The organism is Candidatus Protochlamydia sp. W-9 (assembly GCF_001950615.1).
Taxonomy (GTDB): Bacteria; Chlamydiota; Chlamydiia; order Chlamydiales; family Parachlamydiaceae; genus Protochlamydia; species Protochlamydia amoebophila.
The window spans coordinates 1-25,247 of record NZ_BCPZ01000015.1; the positions used below are offsets into that span (position 1 = coordinate 1).

At 34.2% G+C, this 25,247-nt stretch carries 17 protein-coding genes; 12 read left to right on the forward strand and 5 right to left on the reverse strand.

Annotated elements, in window-relative coordinates:
• Both BU804_RS13870 and BU804_RS00500 read left to right on the forward strand, forming a co-directional pair.
• On the forward strand, positions 1-227 hold a 227-nt coding region (locus tag BU804_RS13870), incomplete at its 5' end, for a hypothetical protein (RefSeq protein WP_193427174.1).
• Positions 228-347: 120 nt separating this feature from the next.
• Positions 348-896 (forward strand): methyltransferase, encoded by a 549-nt coding sequence (locus BU804_RS00500; RefSeq protein ID WP_158024972.1) that lies wholly within the window; start codon positions 348-350, stop codon positions 894-896.
• Between the two features lie 20 nt (positions 897-916).
• On the opposite strand, the gene BU804_RS00505 is transcribed toward BU804_RS00500, so the two are convergent.
• The 3 genes from BU804_RS00505 to BU804_RS00515 all read right to left on the reverse strand — a co-directional run bounded on the left by BU804_RS00505 (position 917) and on the right by BU804_RS00515 (position 6,008).
• Entirely contained in the window at positions 917-2,518 is a 1,602-nt protein-coding gene (locus tag BU804_RS00505) for a peptide chain release factor 3 (protein WP_075882555.1), read from the reverse strand.
• A gap of 77 nt (positions 2,519-2,595) precedes the next feature.
• Complete coding sequence (locus BU804_RS00510; protein ID WP_255371558.1) at positions 2,596-4,329, reverse strand: ABC-F family ATP-binding cassette domain-containing protein; 1,734 nt, start codon at positions 4,327-4,329, stop codon at positions 2,596-2,598.
• A gap of 212 nt (positions 4,330-4,541) precedes the next feature.
• A complete protein-coding gene (locus BU804_RS00515; RefSeq protein WP_075882556.1) occupies positions 4,542-6,008 on the reverse strand; it encodes an RNB domain-containing ribonuclease in 1,467 nt (488 codons plus the stop codon).
• A gap of 133 nt (positions 6,009-6,141) precedes the next feature.
• Here BU804_RS00515 and BU804_RS00520 point away from each other — a divergent pair, with 133 nt between their 5' ends.
• From BU804_RS00520 to treY, 10 genes are all read left to right on the forward strand, one after another.
• On the forward strand, positions 6,142-8,904 hold the full coding sequence (locus BU804_RS00520; protein WP_075882557.1) for a bifunctional acetate--CoA ligase family protein/GNAT family N-acetyltransferase: 2,763 nt from the start codon (positions 6,142-6,144) through the stop codon (positions 8,902-8,904).
• Positions 8,901-9,473: a GNAT family N-acetyltransferase gene (locus BU804_RS00525; protein ID WP_075882558.1), complete on the forward strand. Its 573-nt coding sequence runs from the start codon at positions 8,901-8,903 to the stop codon at positions 9,471-9,473. Before BU804_RS00520 ends, BU804_RS00525 begins: the two co-directional genes overlap by 4 nt.
• Positions 9,466-11,385: an NAD-dependent epimerase/dehydratase family protein gene (locus BU804_RS00530; protein WP_075882559.1), complete on the forward strand. Its 1,920-nt coding sequence runs from the start codon at positions 9,466-9,468 to the stop codon at positions 11,383-11,385. Before BU804_RS00525 ends, BU804_RS00530 begins: the two co-directional genes overlap by 8 nt.
• A complete protein-coding gene (locus BU804_RS00535; protein WP_075882560.1) occupies positions 11,364-12,041 on the forward strand; it encodes an HAD family hydrolase in 678 nt (225 codons plus the stop codon). Before BU804_RS00530 ends, BU804_RS00535 begins: the two co-directional genes overlap by 22 nt.
• Positions 12,031-12,765, forward strand: a complete 735-nt coding sequence (locus BU804_RS00540) for a cytidylyltransferase domain-containing protein (RefSeq protein ID WP_075882561.1) — start codon at positions 12,031-12,033, stop codon at positions 12,763-12,765. Before BU804_RS00535 ends, BU804_RS00540 begins: the two co-directional genes overlap by 11 nt.
• A gap of 1,127 nt (positions 12,766-13,892) precedes the next feature.
• On the forward strand, positions 13,893-14,171 hold the full coding sequence (locus BU804_RS00545; RefSeq protein WP_075882562.1) for a hypothetical protein: 279 nt from the start codon (positions 13,893-13,895) through the stop codon (positions 14,169-14,171).
• Positions 14,172-14,948: 777 nt separating this feature from the next.
• Positions 14,949-16,496, forward strand: a complete 1,548-nt coding sequence (locus tag BU804_RS00550; protein WP_075882563.1) for a DEAD/DEAH box helicase — start codon at positions 14,949-14,951, stop codon at positions 16,494-16,496.
• A gap of 288 nt (positions 16,497-16,784) precedes the next feature.
• A complete protein-coding gene (locus tag BU804_RS00555; RefSeq protein WP_143298897.1) occupies positions 16,785-18,728 on the forward strand; it encodes a hypothetical protein in 1,944 nt (647 codons plus the stop codon).
• A gap of 20 nt (positions 18,729-18,748) precedes the next feature.
• Positions 18,749-19,792 (forward strand): ferrochelatase, encoded by a 1,044-nt coding sequence (gene hemH / locus BU804_RS00560; RefSeq protein WP_075882565.1) that lies wholly within the window; start codon positions 18,749-18,751, stop codon positions 19,790-19,792.
• Positions 19,793-19,977: 185 nt separating this feature from the next.
• Entirely contained in the window at positions 19,978-22,848 is a 2,871-nt protein-coding gene (treY, locus tag BU804_RS00565) for a malto-oligosyltrehalose synthase (RefSeq protein WP_075882566.1), read from the forward strand.
• 122 nt (positions 22,849-22,970) lie between these two features.
• Here the strand turns inward: treY and BU804_RS00570 are convergent, their stop codons facing one another.
• Positions 22,971-23,531 carry a hypothetical protein gene (locus BU804_RS00570; protein WP_075882567.1) on the reverse strand — a complete coding sequence of 187 codons (561 nt, stop codon included), beginning with the start codon at positions 23,529-23,531 and terminating at the stop codon, positions 22,971-22,973.
• Between the two features lie 217 nt (positions 23,532-23,748).
• Positions 23,749-24,585, reverse strand: coding sequence for a fasciclin domain-containing protein (locus BU804_RS00575; RefSeq protein ID WP_075882568.1), 837 nt, complete (start codon positions 24,583-24,585; stop codon positions 23,749-23,751).
• Positions 24,586-25,247 lie beyond the last annotated feature (662 nt).

Below are 25,247 nucleotides of genomic sequence, written 5' to 3' on the forward strand. Positions count from 1 at the left end.
ACGAGGACTATGATGATGATGAAGACGATGATGACGATGATGATGAAGACGATGATGAAGACGATGATGACGATGATGATGAAGACGATGATGACGATGATGAAGACGATGATGAAGACGATGATGACGATGATGATGAAGACGATGATGACGATGATGATGATGATGAAGATTTCGAAACTGAAGGTGAAGAAGAAAATATTTTTAGATTTTCTTTAGCTGCTTAACAATTATTATTGAGAATTAGCAGAAATGTCTTTTTGCTAATTCTCAAGTTTATAACCTAAATTTTGCTGCTAATGGCTTGAAATGATTCAGGCTACTTTAGCCTTAAAATGAGAGTTTTTTTGATAATCATTTGTTTTTTGTTTAGCTTGTTTTTTATTCTCATTCATATTTTTTGGTATTCCTATTTTTACGGAATTACTCCTACACCAACTTCTCTTAAAGTTCAAAAAAGTATGGTTGCTTTACTGCCTAAACAATTGAATGGAAAGGTGGTTGAGTTGGGATCGGGTTGGGGTAATTTGACTGTAGCTTTAGCACAGAGCTACCCGGAAAAAGAAATTATCGCTTATGAAATATCCCCTATTCCTTATTATGTTTCCAAATTTTTTTTCTATTTAATAGGACTAAAAAAAATAAAAACATATAGGAAAGATTTTTTTAAATGTAATTTTAAGGATTCTGGGATAATCATTTGTTATCTTTATTCTAATGCCATGCAAAAGCTAAAGGTTAAATTTGAGCAAGAGCTAAGAGCGGGAACATATGTTTTGTCACATACATTTGCCATTCCAGGTTGGAAACCCATTCAGATTTACTACGCTAAAGACATTTATAAAACACCGGTTTTTTTGTATTGCGTCCAAGAAACTTTAAAATATGGTATTTAATAAATCGTGTCGGGTTTGTACTAAGAAAGAATATCTACTAGTTGGTGATCAGGATTTTGTTTGATGGCATATTGTTTTTCCCACGGTTCTCCAAATAAAATAATCGGTCGATCAAAACGATCTTGAACAATGACCGCTGTTGTAGGCTTTTTGAAAGTCTCTTTATCTCCTATCAGCCAAGCACTGCATTGATAAGGGAGAGAATTAATAATTGTTTCAACATTATACTCATCTTTGAGGCGATATTGCATGACTTCGAATTGAAGTTGGCCTACTGCAGCAAAAATTAAATCCCCACTTAAATCATAAGGACGAAGCAATTGAATCGCACCTTCGTCAGTTAATTGCAAAACACCTTTATCGAAAGACTTTCTTTTACCGACGTCTTTTGGTTGTACACGAGCAAAAATTTCAGGCTGAAATTGAGGCAAAGGTTTAAAGTTAAATCCTCCTGTGAGTGAGATGGTATCGCCAATGGCAAAAACTCCAGGATTGATTACCCCAATTACATCACCTGCATAAGCAATATCTAATGTTGTCCTTTCTCCTGCAACCATTCCATGGGGCCTTGAGAGACGAACTTCTTTACTGAGTCTATGATGTTTGACGACAAGATCCCGATCGAAGCGGCCCGAGCAAATGCGTAAAAAAGCCATGCTATCTCGATGCCTTTTATCCATATTTGCCTGAAGTTTAAAGACATAAGCACTAAACGGAGTTTGGACGGGGTCAATTTCAATTTCTTCTCCTTTATCATTATTTGCCATTCGAGTGTGTGGTGCCGGAGCTAAATTCACAAAGGCATCAAAAAAAGGTTCTATTCCAAAATTGGTTAGAGCTGAGGCAAAGAAGATGGGGGTGACATTTCCTGCCAAAAATTCTTTTTGAGAAAAAGGATTTCCTGCCATTTCAAGAAGTTCTAGTTCCTGGATAAGCTTTTCAAAACACTCTTTGCCAAGACGTTCTTTCGCTTCTTCATTATAAAGGGGAATACGCGTTATTGCAGCTTTTTGAGCCCCACCAGCTGCTATTTTTGTGAAAAATAAACATTCTTTGGTGGCACAATTGAGTACCCCACAAAACTCTTTACCAGTTCCAATAGGCCAATTAAAGGCAGAAGAGTGAATTTGCAAAACGTTTTCAACTTCATTCATTAAATCTAAAGGATCTTGACCTGGCATATCCATTTTATTAATAAATGTTAAAACTGGTATTTTACGTAATCGGCAAACTTCAAATAATTTACGTGTTTGTCTTTCAACCCCTTTTGCAGCATCAATAACCATGATCGCGCAATCAGCAGCTGTCAAAGTTCTGTAAGTATCTTCGGAAAAGTCTTCATGTCCAGGGGTGTCTAATACGTTAATAATCGTGTTATTATACGTAAATTGCATGGCTGAAGCTGTAATGGAAATTCCTCGTTCTTGTTCCATTGCCATCCAATCGGAAGCTGCAGCTTTACGTCCTTTACGCCCTCGAACCATTCCTGCTGTATGAATCATTCCAGAATATAGAAGAAGTTTTTCAGTTAAAGTTGTTTTGCCTGCATCCGGGTGGCTGATAATGGCGAAAGTTCGCCTTTTTTCGCAAGCTTCGGCTAATTGTTCTTGTTCTAAGGCCATATAATGCGCTTCCTAAAATCTAATGTGAATTAATCGCAAGAGTATATCATTGTATAGCATTTTTTACATGCAGTGATTTATGCTTTGGATTCTAATTCTTCCCAACGAGAATAAAGGGCTTCTAAAGATTTGTGTTTTTGATCGAGCGTTTCACATGCCTGTTGATGTTTATCAGGCTGATTAATTAGAATAGAGTCTTGTACTATAGCTTCTAATTGTCCAATTTCTTTTTCTAAGTCCAAAATTTTGCCTTCCATCTGTTCCCATTCACGTTTTTCTGAATAGCTCATTTTCTTTGAACGGTTCTCAGATTTAGGAAGCTCTTTTTTTTCTTTTTCTTTGTTTTGCGAGGTTGTTTGTTCAAGTTGAAGTTGATGGGCTTCCCACTGACGATAATCTGCAAATAAAATGGTATCGCTGTTAGTTCCTAACCCTAAAATAAGATTAGAAATCTGATCTAGTAAATATCGATCGTGGGAAATTAATACAATAGCTCCAGGAAAATCAGTTAAACTTTCTTCTAAAATTTCGAGGGTAGGGATGTCCAAGTCATTTGTAGGTTCGTCTAAAAGTAGAATATCTGCAGGTTTAAGCATAAGGCGTGCTAAGTGGGCGCGTGCTTTTTCGCCACCAGATAATTGGCCAAAAGGAAGATCTAATCGATCGGGGCTAAATAAAAACTTTCGGCACCAAGAATTGACATGAATAGGTTGTCCGCGATAGTATACAGTATCTCCCTCTGGGGCAAGCGCTCTTCTTAAAGGTATATCTGAGGGGAGTTGTGTGCGATGTTGGTCAAAATAAACAATTTTAATTCCATCAGCAAATTTAATTGTTCCTTTATCTGGTGTTTCTTCATTCATAAGCAGTTTTAATAAAGTGGTTTTTCCACTTCCATTAAGTCCGACAATACCTAGTCGACTTCCAGGCGATAATGTAAGATTAATTCCGGAAAAAAGAAGACGGCCACCAAGTGACTTTGTTAAATTAGTGGCAACTAAGAGTTTTTGCGTATCTCTTTTCGTTGCAGAAAAGTCAATTTGTGTTTGGCTATCTTTATTACGTGTTTTGAGGTCATCTAACTCATTAATTAATCGTTCTGCTTCTTGTATACGTGATTGAGATTTAGTGGTACGCGCTTTAGGATTTTGTTTTAACCATTCCACTTCCCGTCTTACTTTTGAAGCAAGAGACCGTTCTTGTTGCATTTGTCCACTTAAAAACTCATCTCTTTTTTCTAAAAAATTACTATAAGTTCCTTCTGCAACAAATAAACCTTTAGGGTAGCTTCTATTTAGCTCCATCATGCGATTTGTGATATGTTCTAAAAAATAGCGGTCATGGCTAATCACAATATAAGCAAATGAGGAATTTTTAAGGAATTTCTCTAGCCAAATAACTCCTTCAAGATCTAAATGATTAGTCGGCTCATCAAGGAGAAGAACATCAGGGGATTTCACTAATTCCACTGCTAAAGCAAGTCTTTTTTTCCAACCACCAGATAGATTAGTTGCCAAAATATTAAAATTTGTAAATCCCAATTTACTTAATGTGATGATAGCTTGGGTTTGCTTTTCTTCAACACTTAAACGATGATCATTTATTAAAGAATGACTGACAATATCTTGGATGGAAATGGGTTCAAAGATTGTTTCTTGAGGAATATAACCGATTCGTAAAGAGCGATTACGCGCCACTTCACCTTCATCTGGATATTCAAGCCCTGCTAAAATTTTTAATAAGGTTGATTTACCTGAGCCATTGGGTCCAATTAAACCTATTTTATCACCTCGAAATATGCCTAATGACATATCTTTAAATAAAAGGCGAGAACTAAAGGATTTGGTGAGTTCTTGGCAACTTAAAAGCAAAGTCATATAAAAAAATAAATTCAAAAGTTGATGACAATTGACATAGGAATATAAGAAAAAAGCATGGTACACTTATTTTAATTCAGAGCGGACTTTATTCACAAGTGAACTAAAAAATTTAACTTTTACAAAGTCAAGCGAATTGCTAAAACTTATACTTTTGTAAAATCAATATGTCCATTTTCAATATCTAAATGGATAAGCTTAACTAAAATTAAATCGCCCACATCCTTATTTTCAAATCCACCAACTAATTTCCCGTCAACAGAGGGGTTAAAAATGTGTACCCAAGTTCCTTTAGTTCCAGCTCCTGTGATGATCGCATCAAAAACTTCACCAAATTTAGAAAATAAAAGCATCATGGCTGCTGATTTTCTCATTTTACGCTCTACTTTATCAGCTTCTTCTTCTTGAATTGTGCAATGTTTAGCCAATTTTTCAAGTTCTTTTAAAGTGTAAGGCATTTCTTTATTTTCCAAAGCAGCTTTGATAATTCTTTGTGTAATTAAATCGAGATACCGACGATTAGGAGCTGTAGAATGTGTATAATCAGCATGAGCTAAGCCAAAATGACCAATCGGCATATCATCATAATATTCAACAATATATTCTCCATTTCCAAGAAGCTTAATAATTGTCAGCGATAAATCAGGGAAATGGCCAGGATCTAATAATTTTTGTTTAATTAAGAATAAATCTAAAGCTTTGGAGTCTGGTTGATCTGGCAATGTTTCACCAAGATCGCGTGCAATTTCTACAATACGAGCCCACCTTTTTGGTACTCTGACTATTTTGCGAAATGAAGGGAGTTGTTTAGATTTTAAATAAAGAGCTGTGATTGTGTTGGCTACAATCATAAAATTTTCAATTAAATCACGAGCTCGATTTTTTTTAGAAATTTTAATATCAATAGCATCTTCCTTTTCAACGATAGTTTTTGGTTTAATCGTCTCTAAGTTTAATGCTCCTTTTTGATGTCGAAACCCTTTTAAAAGTTGAGTAATAGTATCTTGAAGATACAATTGTGCTTCCATTCCTGTTACATTGGCAACTTTTTCTGGGATAGGCCCATTTCCTTCTAACCATGTCGATACACTATTATAAGCGAGCTTAGCATGATTGTGTACAAGAGCTGAATAAATATTGAAATTTCCTAAAGCTCCATTATCATTAACTTCAACTTCGACCACTATCGCTAAGCGATCTACGCCTTCATTTAAAGAAGTTAAACCTGCCGATAGTTTCTCAGGAAGCATTGGAAAAACTTTTGTAGGAGTATAAATCGAGACAGTATTATATTGGGCATGTCTATCAATGACAGAATTTTGAGGAACAAGGTGATCGACTTCAGCAATAGCAATATAGATTTTATACGTTTCATCATTCAATTTTTCCGCATATGTTAACTGATCTAGATACTTTGAATCATCGTTATCAATTGAACACCAAAGAAAATCTGTCATTCTTTTTGTAGTGGGAGAAATAGCACCATGGTCGAAAGTTTTTTCTGTCGCTTTTTGAACATCCAGTAAAAATTCCGTCAGAAGATTTTTTTCGCGCATTGTTTTTTTGGCAATTTCTGTTAAGTCAAAAGTCGGTTTGAGCTCTTGAAGTGCCATAAAAATCCTATTGAATGGATATGTTAATCTTTCTATGTTTTTTAATGTGGTTGATGATTTATACACAAGTGAAATGGGAAAATGATTTTTTGAAACTGCCAAAGCATAATTAGGTAAGGAATGGAGAGATTCAATGAATGAAAGGGTATTACATCGAACTGATCCTTCTCAAAATTTTATTCATCGTTATCCTCAGCGTTTAGATGCGATTTTTTATCCCAAAACGATTGCTGTGATAGGAGCAAAAGACGATTTAGGTAGCGTTGGCGCAACCATTATGAATAATTTGACTAATGGATTATTCAAAGGGAAAATTTATCCTATTAATCCTAAAAGAGATCGTATTTTAGATCTCATATCTTTCCCCTCAATTTCTTCTGTGCCTGAAGTTGTGGACTTGGCCATTATTGTGACTCCTGCGTTAACGGTTCCGAAGATTATCAAAGAATGCGTGAATGCTAAAGTTAAATCGGCAATTATTATTTCAGCAGGTTTTAAAGAATTAGGAGAAGCAGGGAAAAAATTAGAAGAAGAAATCCTTTTTTATGCGAAACAAGGTCCTTTATCAATTATTGGTCCTAACTGTTTAGGTATCATGAATCCTCACACTGGATTAAACGCTAGCTTTGCAAAAGGGCTAGCTTTACCGGGTCAACTCGCTTTTATCAGTCAGTCTGGGGCCATGTGTACAGCTGTTTTAGATTGGAGTTGGCAAGAAAAAGTAGGATTTAGCTCATTTGTTTCTATCGGTTCGATGGCAGATGTTAACTGGGGAACTCTGATCGACTATTTTGGAAGCGATCCTCATACTAGTAGCCTCTTACTTTATATGGAAACGATTGGCGATGCACGATCTTTTATGACAGCTGCTCGAGAAGTTGCTTTAGAAAAACCGATTATTGTTATCAAAGCTGGACGATGTCAAGCAGCAGCTAATGCAGCAGCCTCTCATACAGGCTCCTTAGCAGGCAGTGATGAAGTATTTGATGCAGCTTTAGAAAGAATAGGCGTTTTACGTGTTAATCATATTTCTGAACTTTTTAGCATGGCTTCCGTATTAGCACGTCAACCTCTTCCTAAAGGCCCCAATCTGTCAATTATTACGAATGCTGGAGGTCCTGCGGTCCTGGCTACGGATGCTACTGTATTAAATCATGCTGAAATGACGTCATTAACACCTCTAACTATCAATAGTTTAAACGAATTTTTACCTCAAGCTTGGAGCCATAGCAATCCAATTGATATTTTAGGAGATGCGGATGCTAAACGGTATGCGAAAACGGTTGAAATTATTGTAAATGATGCAAATTCTGATGGACTATTAGTAATTCTTTCTCCTCAAGATATGACAGATGCTAAAGGAACAGCAGAAATACTGACTAAGTTTGCGATCCTCAATGAAAAACCGCTTTTAACAAGTTGGATGGGGGGTGATTCTGTTATAGAAGGAGCAAATATTTTATCGCATGCTAAAATTCCTGTTTTTAATTATCCGGATGATGCTGCAAAAACTTTTGCAACCATGTGGCGTTATAGCCAAAATTTAAAAACTCTTTACGAAACGCCTCAGGCAGATTCATCGATCTGGGGTGAGAATGAGCAAGCACAAGCACTAGTTAATCAAATTATTTTAAAAGCTCAGGAAGAGAAAAGAACAATTTTAACTGAATTTGAATCTAAACAAGTATTAAGCTTATATGGAATTCCTATTGTCCAAACAGAAGTTGCTAAAAACGCAGCTGAAGCTGTTAAATTAGCCGATCAATTTGGTTATCCAGTTGTTCTTAAGCTTTTTTCTGAAACAATTACTCACAAAACCGACGTGGGGGGTGTTAAGCTTAATTTAAAAACTTCCCAGGAAGTTTTAATTGCTTACGAAGAAATTTTTCAATCTATATCAAAAATAAAAGGAGTGCAGCATTTTAATGGAGTCACTGTTCAACGTATGATTAAACAATCAGGCTATGAATTGATTTTAGGTAGTTCAACCGATCCTCAATTTGGACCTGTTTTATTGTTTGGAACTGGGGGACAGCTTGTTGAAGTATTTAAAGATCGTGCTTTAGCATTACCTCCTCTTAATAGAAATCTTGCTCAACAGCTTATGCAAAAAACAAAAATCTATGAAGCATTGCTTGGTGTAAGGGGAAGAAAGGCAATTAATTTATCTCATTTAGAAGAAATTCTTATTCGGTTTTCTCAACTTATTGTAGGCAATAAGTGGATTAAGGAATGTGATATTAATCCTCTTTTAGTATCCGACAATGAAATTATTGCCTTAGATGGACGTATCGTTTTACATGATAACAATGTTCAAGATCAACAATTACCTAAATTAGCCATCCGTCCTTATCCTTCAAATTACGTTTTAAAAACGGAATTAAATAATCAAAAACAGGTGATTTTAAGACCTATTCGGCCTGAGGATGAACCCCTTATTGTGCAATTTCATCATGATTTATCTGAGAAAAGTGTACGCCAGCGATACTTAGAATTTATCAGTTTAGATCAACGAGTCACTCATGAACGTTTAATTCGTATTTGTTTTAATGATTATGACAGAGAATGGGCACTTGTCGCTGAAGTCGTGAATTTTCAACAAAAGCAGATTGTTGGTGTAGGCCGTTTATCTAGCATCCCAGGAACTTCTTATGCTCAGCTTACGCTTGCAATTATTGATGCTTATCATTATCAAGGCCTAGGAACTCAATTTATTACACAATTGCTTAAAATTGCCAATCAAGAAAATATTGAGCAAGTTTACGCAAATATTTTAGCTGAGAATGAGGGAATGTTAAAGATTTGTCAGAGACAAGGATTTAAATTAACACCTCTGCCTGATCCAGAAATTATTCAAGCCTTGTGGTTGAATCCAAAAATGGAAGAGAGCAAATGAAGCCTCTTTATTCTTTGTTAGAAAGTCAAATTTTTAATCATTACCAACTTGTTGCTATTAGACAACAAGATATGGAACAAATTCGTCTTTGGCGCAATGAACAAATAGACATTTTACGGCAACAAAAACCTATTTCAAAAGAAGATCAAATTATTTACTTTGAAAAGGTTATCAAACCTTTATTTGGCCTTTATCAACCCAATCAAATTTTGTTTAGTTATCTTTATCAAGGTCAATGTATTGGATATGGAGGGCTTGTTAATGTGGATTGGCAATCAAAAAAAGGAGAGCTATCCTTTTTAGTAAAAACAGAAAGAGCTAGTTTTGAGACGATCTACATTCAAGATTTTTTGCATTTCCTTACTCTCATCTCTCAGTTTGCATTTAAAAAATTAAATTTTCATCGTATTTACACAGAAACCTTTGCTTTTAGGTTAATTCACATGCAAGTTTTAGAAAATTTTGGATTTAAAAAAGAGGGGATCCTGCGTGAGCACATCTATAAAAAACAGCGCTGGATAGATTCATTGATGCATGGGTTATTAGCTCATGAGGTCATTCATGAATAATAAACGGATTTTTATTAGCGGTGGAGCTGGAGTTATTGGAACAGCCCTTGTTAACTCTCTATTAAAAGAAAAAGTAAGTCTTTTTGTTGGAGATTTAAAACCTTGTCCAAAAGAATGGTTGGGAAAGCTTAAATATTGGCAGGGAGACTTAAATGCAATCCACCCTGAAATTTTGCAAAATTTTGATCCTGACATTTTTTTTCATCTTGCTGCAACATTTGAAAGATCAGAGGAAACTTATTCTTTTTTCTTGGAAAATTTTCACCATAACGTTCGTTTAAGTCATTATTTAATCAATCTTCTCAAAGATGGATTATCTTTAAAAAAGGTGATTTTTGCTTCTAGTTACTTAATTTATGATCCTACGCAATATCAGTTCAATTCGAAACAAGAACAAGTTTCAATCTTAAATGAAGAGAGTCGAATATATCCCAGGAATATTTGTGGGGGAGCGAAGCTTCTTCATGAGCTAGAACTTCGTTTTTTAAATCATTTTCTTGGTCATCAGGCTTCGTTTATTTCTGCTCGGATTTTTAGAGTTTATGGCTACCAATCTAAAGACGTTATTTCTCGATGGATTAGATCCGCGATAAGAGGAGAGCCTCTGACTGTCTATCGCCCAGAAGGGCAGTTTGATTATATTTTTTCTGATGATGTTGCAGAAGCTTTATTGAAGTTATCTCAAACTGAGCATAGCGGCGTTGTAAATGTTGGATCTGGGGAAGCCCGTTCGGTTCAAACTATCCTAGACCTTCTTCATCAATATTTTCCCAACCTTCAAGTCCAACCTTCTCACCAAAACATTCTTTTCGAACATTCGCAAGCCAATATTGATCGATTAGAACAGTGGATAAAATGGCGACCCAAAAACCGTTTAGAGCAAGCTATCCCTAAATTAATTGAATTTGAAAAACAGAGATGGGAAGCGCCTATTTTTCACGAAGATACATGTTCGATACTTATTACGAGTATTTCGAAGAAAATGCCTTTGATTGAAGCTGTTCGAGAAGCAGCTCGTAAGACTGGGCAAATCAAATCTATTCACGGTTGTGATGCAGATGTTAACTGTATTGGAAAATATGGTGTAGATCAATTTTGGCATTGTCCTTCTCTTTCTCATTTAACGATTGAAGAAGTTATCGCATATTGCAAAGAGTATTTTATTAAAATGATCATTCCTACGCGGGATGGAGATTTGCTTTTTTTTGCCCAATATAAATCACTTTTGCAAGCCGAAGGAATTCAAATCATGTGTTCTTCTTTAGACACTGTTTTGATTTGTCAAGATAAGAAAAAATTTGCTGAGTTTTTATCAGAGCATCATTTTCAACCCATTTTAACCAGTGTAAAGCTAGATGATATTGACTCCGTGCATTATGTAGTTAAAGAACGCAAGGGGGCAGGATCTTTAAAAATGCTTTTAAAAGTCTCTAAAGATGAAGCGATGCAAGGTGCCTTAAAATTAGATGATCCTATTTTTCAACCTTACATAATTGGTAAAGAATGGAGTATTGACCTTTATCGCTCAGCCGAAGGAAAAGTACAAGGTTGTGTGGCTAGATTGAGAAATTACACAGTAGGAGGAGAATCGCAGATTACAACAACTACCAACTATCCTGAATTGGAAAATTATTGTATAGACATTGCAAACCAATTGAATGTCAACGGCCATGCTATTTTTCAGGTGATTGTAGATGAATTTAGTCAATTTCACGTGATTGAGTGTAATCCTCGTTTTGGAGGGGCGTCGACAGCTAGTTTAGCAGTCGGGTTAGATTCTTTTTTTTGGTTTTTTCTTGAAAGTTTAGGCGAAAATTTGCAAAATTATCCTTTTAATAGATCCAAACATGAAATTCGCCAAATTCGATACCCAGCAGACAGGATTATTCCATGGTCTTCATCTTTGACTTAGATGATACACTTTATGAAGAGAAAATGTTTGTTTTAAGTGGATTTAAAATTGTTTCGGAGTTTTTAAGTTCAGTTTTTAGAAGCCAATCTTCAGACATTTACCAAGCTTTAATAACTGAGTTTGAAATTAAAAGGGAATATGTTTTTGATCGACTCCTACAAAAGTTCGGGCTGTACAGTAAAAGCTTGGTAAGAAAATGTATAGCTATTTATCGGGCTCATTCTCCACAAATTCAATTGTTTCCTGAAGCCTTGGATTGTCTTCAACGTTTAAGCTCTTATCCGATTTATGTTGTCACAGATGGAAATAAGTTAGTTCAAAAAAGAAAATTTTTGGCCTTACATTTAGAGCATTATGTAAAAAAATGCTTATGTACTTATAGTTACGGATTAAAATATAGCAAGCCTTCTCCCTATTGCTTTGAAAAAATTTGTGAATGGGAAAATGTGAGCCCTGAAAAAGTCGTCTATGTGGCTGATAATCCTAATAAAGATTTTGTAGGCATCAAACCTTTTGGATTTCAAACAATCAGGATATTAACAGGTCCTTACAAAGATATAGTTGTGGATGAAAAGTATGATGCTTCTATTACTCTTCACCACCTAGCAGAATTGAACGATGCGCTATTAAAAAAAATCGAGGAAAATGCGTACTGAAATATTTGTTCAAGCTCGAATGGGATCAACGAGGCTTCCTGGAAAAGTTCTTAAACCAGTTTTGGGCAAACCTCTACTAGGCTATCTTCTTGAACGATTAAAAGACGTTAAAGAAGTTGATGAGATAGTTATATTATCCACAACTAACTCACAAGATGATGTAATTGAAGCTTACTGCCAGCAACTAGATATTTTTTGTTTTCGTGGATCTGAAAACGATGTATTAGATCGTTATTATCAGGCAGCCTTGATTCGCAAAGTAGACGTGGTTGTTCGTATCACTGCCGATTGTCCTTTAATTGATCCAGACATTATCGACCAAGTAGTTGGATTATTTAAAAAAGAAATTTTTCAATATGATTATATTTCTAATAGCTTCGAAAGAACTTTTCCAAGAGGGCTTGACGTAGAAGCTTTTACGTTTGAATCGCTTCAAACAGCTTTTAAAATGGCAACAAGTCTCATCCAAAAAGAACACGTTACTCCTTTTATTTATCAAAACCCCGATCTTTTTAAATTAAAAAATATAGCACATGATCCATCTCTCCACCTCTATCGTTGGACAGTCGATACACTAGAAGATTTCGAATTAATAAAGTTAATCTTAGAAAATCTTTATCCTCCTTGTCCAAAATTTCGCTTAAACGATATTCTCCATTTGTTAAGTCGAAATCCAGAGTGGAATTTAATTAATGCACACATCAAACAAAAAACTATTTATTAACATCTATTTATTGAATGATTTTGTATAAAATCAATTTAGTTTAAATTTGTTGATTATTATTATATTGCCAAGTCCAAATGCGTATATTCATGGTTGAGCAAAAGAGACTCATAAATTTAGGATCAACTTTTGTAGCGAGGAAAAATTTTCTTGGATCACGCTTTCCTAATATTACTAACCCTAAGCACAAATTTCGCTGATTGAGACTGGCAAAAGGTCTACAAACGTATGGATTAACTCCGCTTTTATCTATCTTTCATACTTTTATTGATATTTTCTACTTTTTTGAAACTCTACTCTTTTGCTTTTATTCCTTCCTTCTCTTTTTAAGAGGATTTTTTTGTCATTTACAAACATAAAAGCTGCTTGTGCATTGACGCTAAAATGAGCAGAGAACTTTCTTAAATAGGCATCTAGATAAGGCTTAACAAACTTTAATAAAACTTTACCTTTTATTTTCTTAGGGCAGGCAACTTTTATTTTCGGTTCATTTGGGAAGCACTACAGGTACCAGGTTTCTTTTTTTTGAATCCAATTTCAAATTCAAATTGTTTTAAGGCATATGAAAATTGTTGCAGCTGTCATTTTAGGCTTCTTGTGCTTCTATATAGCGCATAACTCGTTATCTTAAGTCATTTGGGTAAGCTATGAAGGCTTTTTATAGAAAATGCTATGTAAATCTCAATTTAAAATACTATATAGTGCTGGCTAAAGAGGTTCTTCAATTTTACTAACTTTTTCAAGCAAATAAAGCTTTTCTATGATGTGCAAATAGGTTTGATAATTTTAAAAGAGAGTTGCGTATATCTTTTACAAACTTATGACATAAACTCCGAGATCAGTGTCGTTCTTAGGACATAAAAAGTTTTACGAATTTCCAACCTAAATAAGGCTTTATTTGGCAATTTTGCTGCAGAAAATACCTATTGTTTGGTTTGAATATCACATTTTTTATAAAAAAAGGTCTACTCGAACAAATTGAACAAAAAGTTTGTATTCTATATATAAATAAGTGGATAAGAAAGTTTTTAGACTAGCGAATTGACTCAAATCAAAAAGTTTGTTAGGGGAATTTTCCAGCATTATTTTGAAATGCATTTTCTTGAACTGAATTTTAGGAGACTTATATGTTTAGTAAAGAGCAATTAATGAAACTACTTACCGTACTTAGTTTGTTTACATTAGTCACAACAGCTGAAGCAGCAGTTTCAAAACCCGTTAATTCATCTACTACTCAGGTAGATTCCAATTCCAGAGTTGATGCGAAATACGAAATTATGCGCCGCAATCGAATTGACGATACAGACGTTTTGGCTATCCCCCTAGATGATAGCGAAGTAGAAGATCAAGAAGAAGTTAATCGATTTGAGAAAAAAGAAGTTTTTGCTCTTCCTCGTTCTCACTAATCAGTTACTATTTTCGTCTGTATACTCCTTACGTTAGACTTTAATAAAGTGTAGGGTAAGGAGTGTTATTTTTTTCAGCATTTTGTGATTATATGGCAAATTATCTTCAAACTCAAATATAGATTAAAAATTTTATAATTTAAAATCTTTTACTTATGGTTTGTTTTTAAATCATTTGTTTGCTATAATTTTTTATGTTGTCCTTTTACGCTAAATATACTTAAGAAGTTTTTAAAAATCTACCTGACATAGTAGAGACTTGAAACTTATCATTCTTTAACTGCACCAAAACTTTTATCCTTTAATTTAAGGATAGATCGGTCGAGTTTTAAATGATGGAATAACTTAATCGCACCCTCTAAGGGCGCTTTTAAGCTGGTAAATGAAAGAAGATTTAAAAAGCTCATTGAATTACAAAAGCTTGTTTAACTTTCATAGCTTAAAATGTTAAGTTACCCACCATTGGCGCGCATGGACAAATAACGATCAGTGTAATGAAAAGTCATTTGTCTAATTAGATATTAACCTGAAATTCAAGAGCAATAATCAAAATTGATTATCAAAAATCTTGCGGTTTGGGTGCTATTGAAGCGATTTAGCCCCTTCAATTTTTTCAGATAACTAATCGTTGATAATTTTATTAACCCAACTTTTGACTATTTTATTTGAGTAATTTAGAGCGTTGAAGATTTGATCTTAGATGGCTCTTTTTATTTTATTAATGAAATATGCTAGTTATCACTTTATTCTTTTTTAAAGAATATAAATAGGAAAAATATGACCCAAGATTCAATTATTGAGCAAGATTTATCTTTTGAGCAATTTGGTTTAAAAGCCCCCATTTTACAAGCTTTGCAAGAAGCTGGTTTTAAAATAGCAAGCCCTATTCAAAAACAAGCAATTCCCGTCGTATTAGCAGGGCATGATGTAGTTGCTCAGGCGCACACAGGAACAGGAAAAACAGCTGCATTTGGTTTGCCAGCTTTACACCTAATCCATGATAATCCAGGCTCTCAACTTTTAGTATTAACCCCCACGCGTGAATTAGCCAGTCAAGTAAGTGATGAGTTATTTCGTTTAGGGAGACATTTAGGAATTCGTACAGCAACAATTTGTGGCGGTAAATCCTTTAGACCTCAAATTGAAGCTTTACAGCGTGGGGTTCAAGTTATTGTGGCTACACCCGGTCGATTACAAGATCTTTTAGAATCTGATAGCTTACCTAATTTTCGGCCCGCTATTGTCGTTTTAGATGAAGCAGATGAAATGTTAGACATGGGATTTTTAGAAGCAATCCAAAGAATCTTCACTTTTTTACCAGAAAAGCGACAAACTTTACTTTTTTCGGCGACAATGCCCTCAGCTATTCAAAAATTAGCTCATCAAATATTAAAAAAGCCTATTTTCATCAGCGTCACACAAAAAGAGACGACAAATAAAGATATCAAGCAAGTTTATTATGTTATTCGTGAAGATGAACGCGACGATGCTATTTTACGTTTGTTAGACAGTGAAGAACCTGCTAAATCAATTATTTTTTGCCGAACAAAAAAAGATGTTGATCGTTTATCAACAACGTTAGTGGCTAATGGCTATCATGCTCGAGGTTTACATGGCGATATGGAACAACCACAACGAGAAGAGGTTATTCGCCATTTTCGTTCTGAACAAATTCGTGTTTTAGTCGCAACTGACGTGGCTGCTAGAGGTTTAAGTGTTTCAGACGTTTCTCATGTCTTTAATTACCATCTCCCTTTTGATCCTGCCAGCTATGTTCATAGAATTGGGCGTACAGGTAGAGCGGGAAATAAAGGGGTGGCGAGTACTTTCGTCACACTTAGAGAATGGCGAGAATTTCAAAGATATGAAAAAGTGACTGGTGCTCCTATTAATCGAGAAATTATTCCAACTCTTGAAGATGTAAAAAAGTTAAAGAGACAAAAACTTGTAAGTCGAATTCAAAATCAACCCCTTCATCAAGAAACTGAATTAGTTTTAGAGTTGATGAAAGAAGTCGATCATTCAACTTTGGTCTCTAAGTTTATTTCATTTGTTTTGGAGCAAGAGACTATTCAAGGTCCAGATCGAATTGGTGTAGAGCCAAGAGGTCAAGAAAGGGATACGAGAGGACAACACACTGACAAATTTAATGATGAGCGTCGCCGAGCTAATCGACCCCAACAAAAATTTGGGAAAGCTAACGGATTCAAAAAAGAGCATGATAAAGGCTTTAAAAAAACTTTTGGGCAAAAAAATCGTGCAAATCACCCAAGTAAAGTACCCAGTTCAGCAGCTGGTTTTAAAGAACGTACACGTTCTATTTAATTAATCTTAGATCTTTTTTAGTTGATGTAACAATTAAAAAAGATCTAAATTTTTATTCTTTATTTTATATAAAAACAAAAATTATTTTTATTTTGAAGAAATGATTTTTTACTAAAATTAAATAAGTATTATAAAATTTTTGATCAGTTTTGATACATATTTGTCTTGAATAAGCTTAGTAAAAAATAAACAATTCCTTTTGGATAAAATTTTTCAATAGATATGATAGAAAATCACATTTAAAAAACTTTTGTAATTTCCCATACTTAAACTTGATTAGAAGAGAAAATGATGCCTTGGAATATATCGATTTTACCCTCTTTTATCCTTTTTAACCCACATTCAACTTTAGTTAGTCCACCTTCTTTTCCCTTACAAAATTTGCGTTCACTTGAAGATTTAGCAGAATTGATGTTGTCTGAAGAATGGGGGATGGATAAATGGGAAAAATGGCAAACAAAACTTACTCAATTTATACGTGAGCATTCACAAGATAAAGAAAATTTCGATCGATTTTTGTCAACTATTGTTTTTGGGATGGTCCAAAAAGACCTGCCAAAAGCCTTGAATTTTCTTTCTGAAGTCATCGATTTAGAATTAATGAATGAAATTGCTCATTTTAAAAGCCAACAGGAAGAGCTTCCTCTATTTCGCAGTGCTTTCGAATCCGCTTTTTTAAGAGCTTCCCTATGTACACAACGTAATACCACAGCGATGGCTGATAAATTTTACGGAGAATGGAAACGTTTTCGCCCTATTGCTATTTATTTTTTCCCAAACTTAATCAATCTCTTTTTAGGCGCCTTCAATTTTTTAGATTCGCATAAAAAATTTACTACTTTATGGGATAAATATTTATTACTGGATATTGTTTATAAGTTTTTTGCTATTCCTTTTTTTTTGGTACAAGTATTACAGCCGATTGTTGGGGTGACAGTAAGAGTCTATGCAATTGCAGCAGCGATTATCGTTTGTGGAGGGGTTTTGGCCGCTTGTTATCAAAAGTGGCTAAAGCCCTTACCTGATGAAATTGTGAATTGCACTAATTTAGATAAACAGTTTGAAAGAGGGAATATAGATCCTAAAGTTGGTATGACTAAAACAGTTAATCAAATCATTTCCGCATTGCTAACAGGATCTAATATTCTTTTGGTGGGAAAGTCTGGAGATGGAAAAACTGCTGTTACACAACGGTTTATCCAACTCAAACATGAAAAGAAGTTACCCCAAGAGTTGCTTAAAAGAACGAACTATGAAGTTGATTGCGGGTTATTAATTTCGAATTATAGTTTTGGACATTCAGAATTGATTAATCAAATTAAAAATCAAATTGACGGATTTGAAGATCAAATTCTATTCCATTTTGATGAACTCGATCAATTAGCTACCAATGATTCTGCTTTTAAAGCTTTCAAGAAAAGATTTTTGACTGATCGCCCAAGTCCTTTATTTATTGCAACCACAACTTTTGAAAAATTACAGCAAATAGAAAGTCTCGATACTGATGGGGCATTTAGAAGAAAAATTATCAAAATTATTGTTGATGGAGATGACGAAAATCAAAATCGACACATGATTCAAGAATTGATTAACCGTACAGCTATCGACATTCCTATTCAAGATGAAGCGGTTGAAAAAGTTTTAGAGCTCTCCAAGCGGCAAAATTATTTACCAAATATTGGAGTACCGGCAAAAGCTATTAAATTACTGGAAGATGCAATTGGTAAATGTCGATGGGTTTATAGCAAAGACTTTACTTTGCTTGAATTAGAACTTGCTAAGCAAGAGCTTCAACATATGAATTCTCGTCAAAGTAGAGCGATTAGAGAAACTGCTTTAGAAATGGAAACTTATATCAACCTAAAGAGACGCATAGAAGAGTTAGAAAAAAAAGAAAAGAAATTAAAGGATGAAATTCAAAATATTAAATTTTTAATTTCACAACAATTATCGTTAAAAGAAAATTATTTTAGATTAACACATCAACTTGCCAAAGTATTTTCACAAAATAGTTCGATTAGAGAGGGAGAGAATAGATATACGGGAAAGAAGGAAAAAGAGCAAAAAATTTACCTATTATCTTATTTTTATGCTATTCATGCCTTTAAATCGGCTTTACAACAAAAAATCGATACTATCCATTCTCAACTGCACATCCAAGTAGATGCTTCACTGATTCAACAAGTTTTTAATGAATCAGTAGCACTGTTGCCCGACACGCCTATTTTATAAACTCGATAAATGAGAAAAAAATGAATCAAAGAACAGGAATTTTGCTTGTTAACCTTGGAACACCTAAAACTCCTCGACTTAAAGATGTCTATCGTTATTTGAATGAATTTCTAACCGATGGGAGAGTAATTGATTTGCCCTGGCTAAAAAGACAGCTCTTAGTAAGATGCATTATTGTTCCTTTTAGATATAAACAATCAAGCATGCTCTACCAAAAACTATGGACAGCTGAAGGATCTCCTCTTCTTGTTCATGGAATAGCTGTTCAAACCAAACTGCAAATGATTTTAGGTGAATCATTTCAAGTTGAGTTGGCGATGCGTTATCAAAATCCCTCAATTGAAGAAGGTTTAGAACGCTTAAAATTAGCAAATGTAAAAGAAATTGTGATTTTTCCTTTATTTCCTCAATATGCGTCTGCCACAACAGGCTCTGTACATCAAGAAGTTATGAAACATTTACAGCAGTGGCAAAATATCCCAACACTGACATTTATCAATAGTTACCCAGACCATCCTGGTTTAGTAGGAGCTTTCTGTGAAAGGGCAAAGCAATACGATTTAAGTATTTATGATTATTTTTTATTTAGCTTTCACGGATTACCGGAAAGGCAGATTCGAAAAGGAGATTCAACAGGTAAATGTTTAACAGAAAACTGTTGTCAAGTGATTTGCTCGGACAATGCATTTTGTTACAAAGCCCAATGCTATAGAACAGCAAAAGCCATTGCTTCAAAACTTAGGATTAAACTCGAGCAATATACCGTTTGTTTTCAGTCTAGACTCGGAAAAGAGACATGGATTCAGCCTTATACAAGTGATTTATTAAAAGATTGTCTCGCAAAAAATAGAAAAAAAATCCTTGTTTTTTGCCCCGCTTTTGTTTGTGATTGTCTTGAAACCACGTGTGAAGTTTCTATCGAATATGCTGAAGAATTTAAACATTTGGGAGGGGATACTCTGCATCTAGTGGAGGGTCTAAACAGCCATCCCGTTTGGATAGAGGCTATAAAGACGATCATTCAAGAACATCTTCCTCACCCTCACAGTCAATTTTCTCGGTAAGATTTTACCAAAATAGATCCAAATAAAAAAAGCTATTTATTGTAAGTTAAAATTTAATTGACCTCGAATGGAAAACGGGTTAAGGTCCGAAAGTGGATTAAAATTTTCTCCTATAAAAATAATAAACACATGCCAATTCCACTCATTCCAATTCCCTTACATTTTTAGAAATTTTAGAGGAAATTATGAACGATCTTCCTATCATTCCCTTAGTCACTTATCGTTTACAATTCAACCAGCATTTCACATTTAATCAAGCAAGCAAATTAATTCCTTACTTTAAAGATTTAGGAATTTCTCATCTTTATGCCTCTCCTATTAATAAATCGCAACCAGGTAGCCTTCATGGCTATGACCTTATTGATATCACACAATTAAATCCGGATATTGGAACAGAGGAAGAATTTTTTCTTTTTACGGAATCTCTTCGAGCAATGAAAATGGGACTAATCGTTGATTTTGTTCCCAACCATATGTGTATCAATGAAGGAAATAAATGGTGGAACGACGTATTGGAAAATGGACTCAGTTCTCTTTATGCCGAATATTTTGATATTACTTGGACGCCTCCAAAACCAGAATTAAATAATAAGGTTCTTTTGCCGATATTAGACAAGCAATACGGAAAAGTAATAGATGATCAAAAACTCAAAATTGTCTTTAAGCAAGGAGCCTTTTTTGTTCAGTATCACAAAAAATTTTATCCTTTAAATCCAAGTTCTTGGGTACCCATTCTCAATTTGCTTGTTGAACACTTAAAAAACAATTTAGAATGCAATCAATCTCAGTTATCTGAACTAGAAAGCATTGTAACAGCTCTCGAATATATGCCAAGTATTCTGGAAACAGATTTAGAAAGACGTAAGGAGCGTAGCCGAGAGAAAGAAGTGATAAAAAAAAGATTAGTTGAATTAATTCAGCACAATCCCACTATTTTAATTGATATTCATGAAGTTTTAAAAAAATTTAATGTGAGTGAAGATTGCCCTCCTAATTATGATAATCTCGAAAAATTGCTCAATGAGCAAGCATATCGGTTAAGTTATTGGCGCGTCACCAATGAGGAAATTAATTATCGTCGATTTTGTGATATTAATGAATTAGCAAGCATGTGTGTAGAAAATGAGGATGTGTTTGACAAGATGCATTCTTGGATTTTTAATATGATCAAACAAAATCATGTACAAGGCTTACGCATCGATCATGTAGATGGTTTATTTGATCCTGACCAATATTTCATGCGTTTGCAAGGCAAATATAAACAATTGCTTGGAAATTACGATTTACATGAGCAAAAAGCTTTTTATGTCGTTATCGAGAAGATTTTAATTGGGAATGAAAAACTTCGTTCCCACTGGCTTGTTCATGGAACAACAGGATATGATTTTTTAAATTTAGTCAATGGCGTATTTGTTTTTACTCAGCACAGCGAAGACTTTTATCAAATTTATAGAAATTTTACAGGCTCTTTCCAAGAGATCGAGGAAATCATTTATCAAGCTAAAAAATTGATATTGTCCAATTTTTTATCCAGTGAACTACAAATGCTCTCCCGATGTCTAGAACTAATTGCCGAACAACATCGCTGGTCTAGAGATTATACATTTGAAAGTTTAAGGTCCGCACTAATCGATATTGTCGCGTGTTTTCCCGTTTATCGTAGTTATATTCGCTTTTCTGATGAAATAATCAATCCAGAAGATAAAGTTTTAATCAACGAAGCGATTAAATTAGCAAAAAAAGTTAATCCAGCAAGCGATTTATCTGTTTTGAATTTCGTTCGAGATGTTCTTCTATTTGAAAATCCGCCTGGTTTAAATCAAAAGCAAATTGATGATCGAAAATATTTTATTATGCGTTTTCAGCAATTATCCGCGCCTATTGCAGCAAAGGGGATAGAGGATACTTTTTTTTATCGTTTTTATCCTTTAAGTTCGTTAAATGAAGTGGGAATGAAACCCGGCCAATTTGGTATTGATGTCAGCCATTTTCATCGCATCAATCAAATGAGACTACAAAATTGGCCTCATAGTTTATTGACAACCTTCACTCATGATACTAAACGAAGTGAAGATGTTCGAGCGAGGATTAACGTATTATCGGAAGATCCTCAAGAGTGGAATTTAATGTTGAACCGTTGGCATAAATTTAACCATCTCTCGCAAAGCGAACTACATCAAAAAGAGATAGATCGCAATGAGGAATATCTTTTATATCAAACACTTATTGGAACTTGGCCTATTTATGAAATGGATGCTAATGCTTTGGTACATTATTGCCATCGGATAGAACTTTACATGATAAAAGCATTAAGAGAGGCTAAAATTCATACTAGTTGGATTAACCATCAAGTCGATTATGAAAATAGCGTTAGAAATTTTATTCAAAGAATTTTGTCGCCAGATAGCCTATTTTTAATAGATTTTAAAGCGTGGATTCCAAAAATTATCAAAGCCGGATTGTTTAATTCAATCTCCCAATTAATTTTGAAAATAACAAGCCCTGGAATTCCTGATTTCTACCAAGGAAGCGAATTATGGGAGTTTTCATTAGTAGATCCAGATAATCGTCATTTGGTTGATTATTCAAGTCGGCCCCAGCTATTACAAATTATTAAACAAAGATCAAAAGAAGATTTACCTAAATTTATTCATCAATTGGTTCAAAATCCAGAAGATGGATTGATCAAATTATACGTCACATCTGTTCTTCTAAATTTTCGTAATGTCTATTTCAAAATTTTTCAAGAGGGAGATTATCAACCAGTAGAAATTATAGGGGATAAATCTCAACACGTGATTGCTTTTACTCGTTCTATTTCTAATATGCGGCTTCTTGTCGTCGTGGGAAGATTTTTCAAAAATTTAACCGATATATCAAAAATTTTACCTATCAATCAAGTTTGGGAGCAGACCTATTTATCGATTTCTTTACCAAATAGGGAGGCTTATCGAGATATACTGTCTGGACAAACTTTTGAATTTGAACCTTGTCAATCAATCAGTCTTTCGCAGTTGTTTTCCCATTTTCCTTTTGCCGTTCTTTTGAAAGAATAAACATTCATAAACTTTTTATTTTTCAAAATAAAGTTGTTTGTAAGAAATCAATGTTTATAAAAAAAAGGACCACACAAATAAAACTTTGTGTGGTCCGGACGTTATCAAGCTAAAGCTAAGTATTAATGAGCTTTTTGTGTCGATGAATTTATGTTTTGATTTACTTCATTCGTTTGACTATAAGAGGGATTCTTCTTATTTAGATCATCAGGATTATAGTTTCCTTGTAGATCTTCAAAAGCAATTGCTTGATCAGTGCTATTTTGATGCCCATGATTCTCATTCAACCCTTGGTAATTACGGTCTATTGGACGGTCATAACCTTGATTAAATTCTGGATGATCACCATACGTTGGATATTTGTGCACTCCATGACCATCAAAGTCATGGTAATAAGCGTTTCCATTATAGTATTGATAGTAGTCGCCTTGATCATTTGGAGCATTGTAGGGACCCTGTTGTTGAGGTGAGCCATGAGAGCGCTTATAGCTACCCCATGGATATCCTTTTAAACAATTTTGATCCATTGGAGCATGGTAAGAGTCACGTTGCTGTTGAGATGAACCATAACAGCGTTTATGGCTGCTCCACGGATATCCACTTGAAGAACATTGAGCCATTACATTAGCAGCAACTAAAGTCGATAAAATAGAAGTCAGTACAGTTTTTGATAACATTTTCATACAAATCTCCTTATGTTTTGTCTTAAATGTTGCTAGATTGGAAAACGGTTAAAATTACAGCATGAGCAAAATGATTTGAGATTTTGTGTATATTGAATTTGGTTAACCGATCCATTAATACTCCGAAAATTGAATAAACTAAATGCGAAATCACTCCATTCATGCCTCATTGTTTTTTTTTAATAAAGGAAAATCTAAAAGATGAGGCAAATGGTTATTATTTTACGGAGTCTATAGGACTTAAAAATAAAACTTGGTCAATTACATACATCATACCATCATCGTTAGCAGTTTCAGTTCGAACAACTTTAACACCATTCACTGTTAATATGTCTCCGTTGACAGAAATATCTAAATCCTTACCACTCAAAGCTTTCACTTGAATGTTTTTAATATCTTTTTTAATAATTTTTGCTGGAACGATGTGATTGCTTATCCAATTAGATAATTGTTCTTTATTTTCAGGACTGAATAAATTTTTTAAAATTTCTGGTGGAAGAGCACGCAAAGCTTCATTAGAGGGAATAAAAATTGTAAAAGAGCCACCGAGTGTTGTTAGCAAATCCTTCGTTTTTAAGAGATTTACCAAAGTAGAAAAAGTTTGTGAATTTGCAGTTTGTGTAGTGAATTGAGAAGGTGAATTAACTGGGAGCTGATCTTGAGGAATTTGAATACTTTCTTCGATTGTTTCTTCTACAATTTTGTTTTGTGGATTCTTAGAATCTTGATAGACATTTTCACTAATGTAAAGATTGCCCGTCACATTTGATTGATTTTCAACTTGTTCTGAGGTTGGTGCAGCAGCAGTAAGCTTATTAGTATTTGTTGATTTGAGATTCGTGCTTATATCGGTAGAGTTTGATGAGCTAGAAAGTTTAGGTTGATCTGCCATGCTAATTTGATCGTCATAGTAACCGACTTGTTGAGGATGTTCAGCTTGTTCTTTTGCACGTTCAGCCTCAATTTTTTTGCAGCGGAGGCAATCGGCTTCAACCTGATTACATAAACTGCCTACGACTAAAGCGGAAAAGATAAATTTGTAAAATATTTGCATAATGAAGACCCCCTAATATGCTGTTTTTTTTGTCTTAAATGAGCTAAATTGGATTATACATTCATAAAAATTATTTTAAACTAAATTAAAACCTAGCCATCATTTTGATATAGACAGTAAGGCAAACTTGATAAATGGCCTCATATCTATATGATCATCTTTCTGATTCATTTTCAAAAGTTTTTGCAATTATTTTAATTTTTGACAGAGAAAGAGTAGTTGATTAAACTTAAGCAATTTAAGAATTCTAATTTCATTTTTCTGAATTAATAGATTACGTTTTCAAATAATTCGAATGTATAATCAAAAAAATAACATTGCCTTATAAGTCTTTATGATTAAAAGCATATCGATAAAATTTAAATCTGAAGTAAAAAGGTATTGCGATAAATCAGCCATTTTCTGTAAATTAGGAACTTCTTACGAACGAAACGTACAAAAATGTAAGTAGTAAGAATAACGAGTGCCGATGAGCATTTGTACTCATGTTTTGACAGTATAAGAAAGACAATGTGCAAGCAAATAATAGAGCTTGTGTGAGGCATGAAGATGTCGCACATATAGCACTACTTTTAAGTAGTGCAGATTATATATAATCAACTCAGGTTTTCAAGAGTTTATTTTTCTGTGAGAATTTGATCTTGGTTCAGATTGAATGCTGA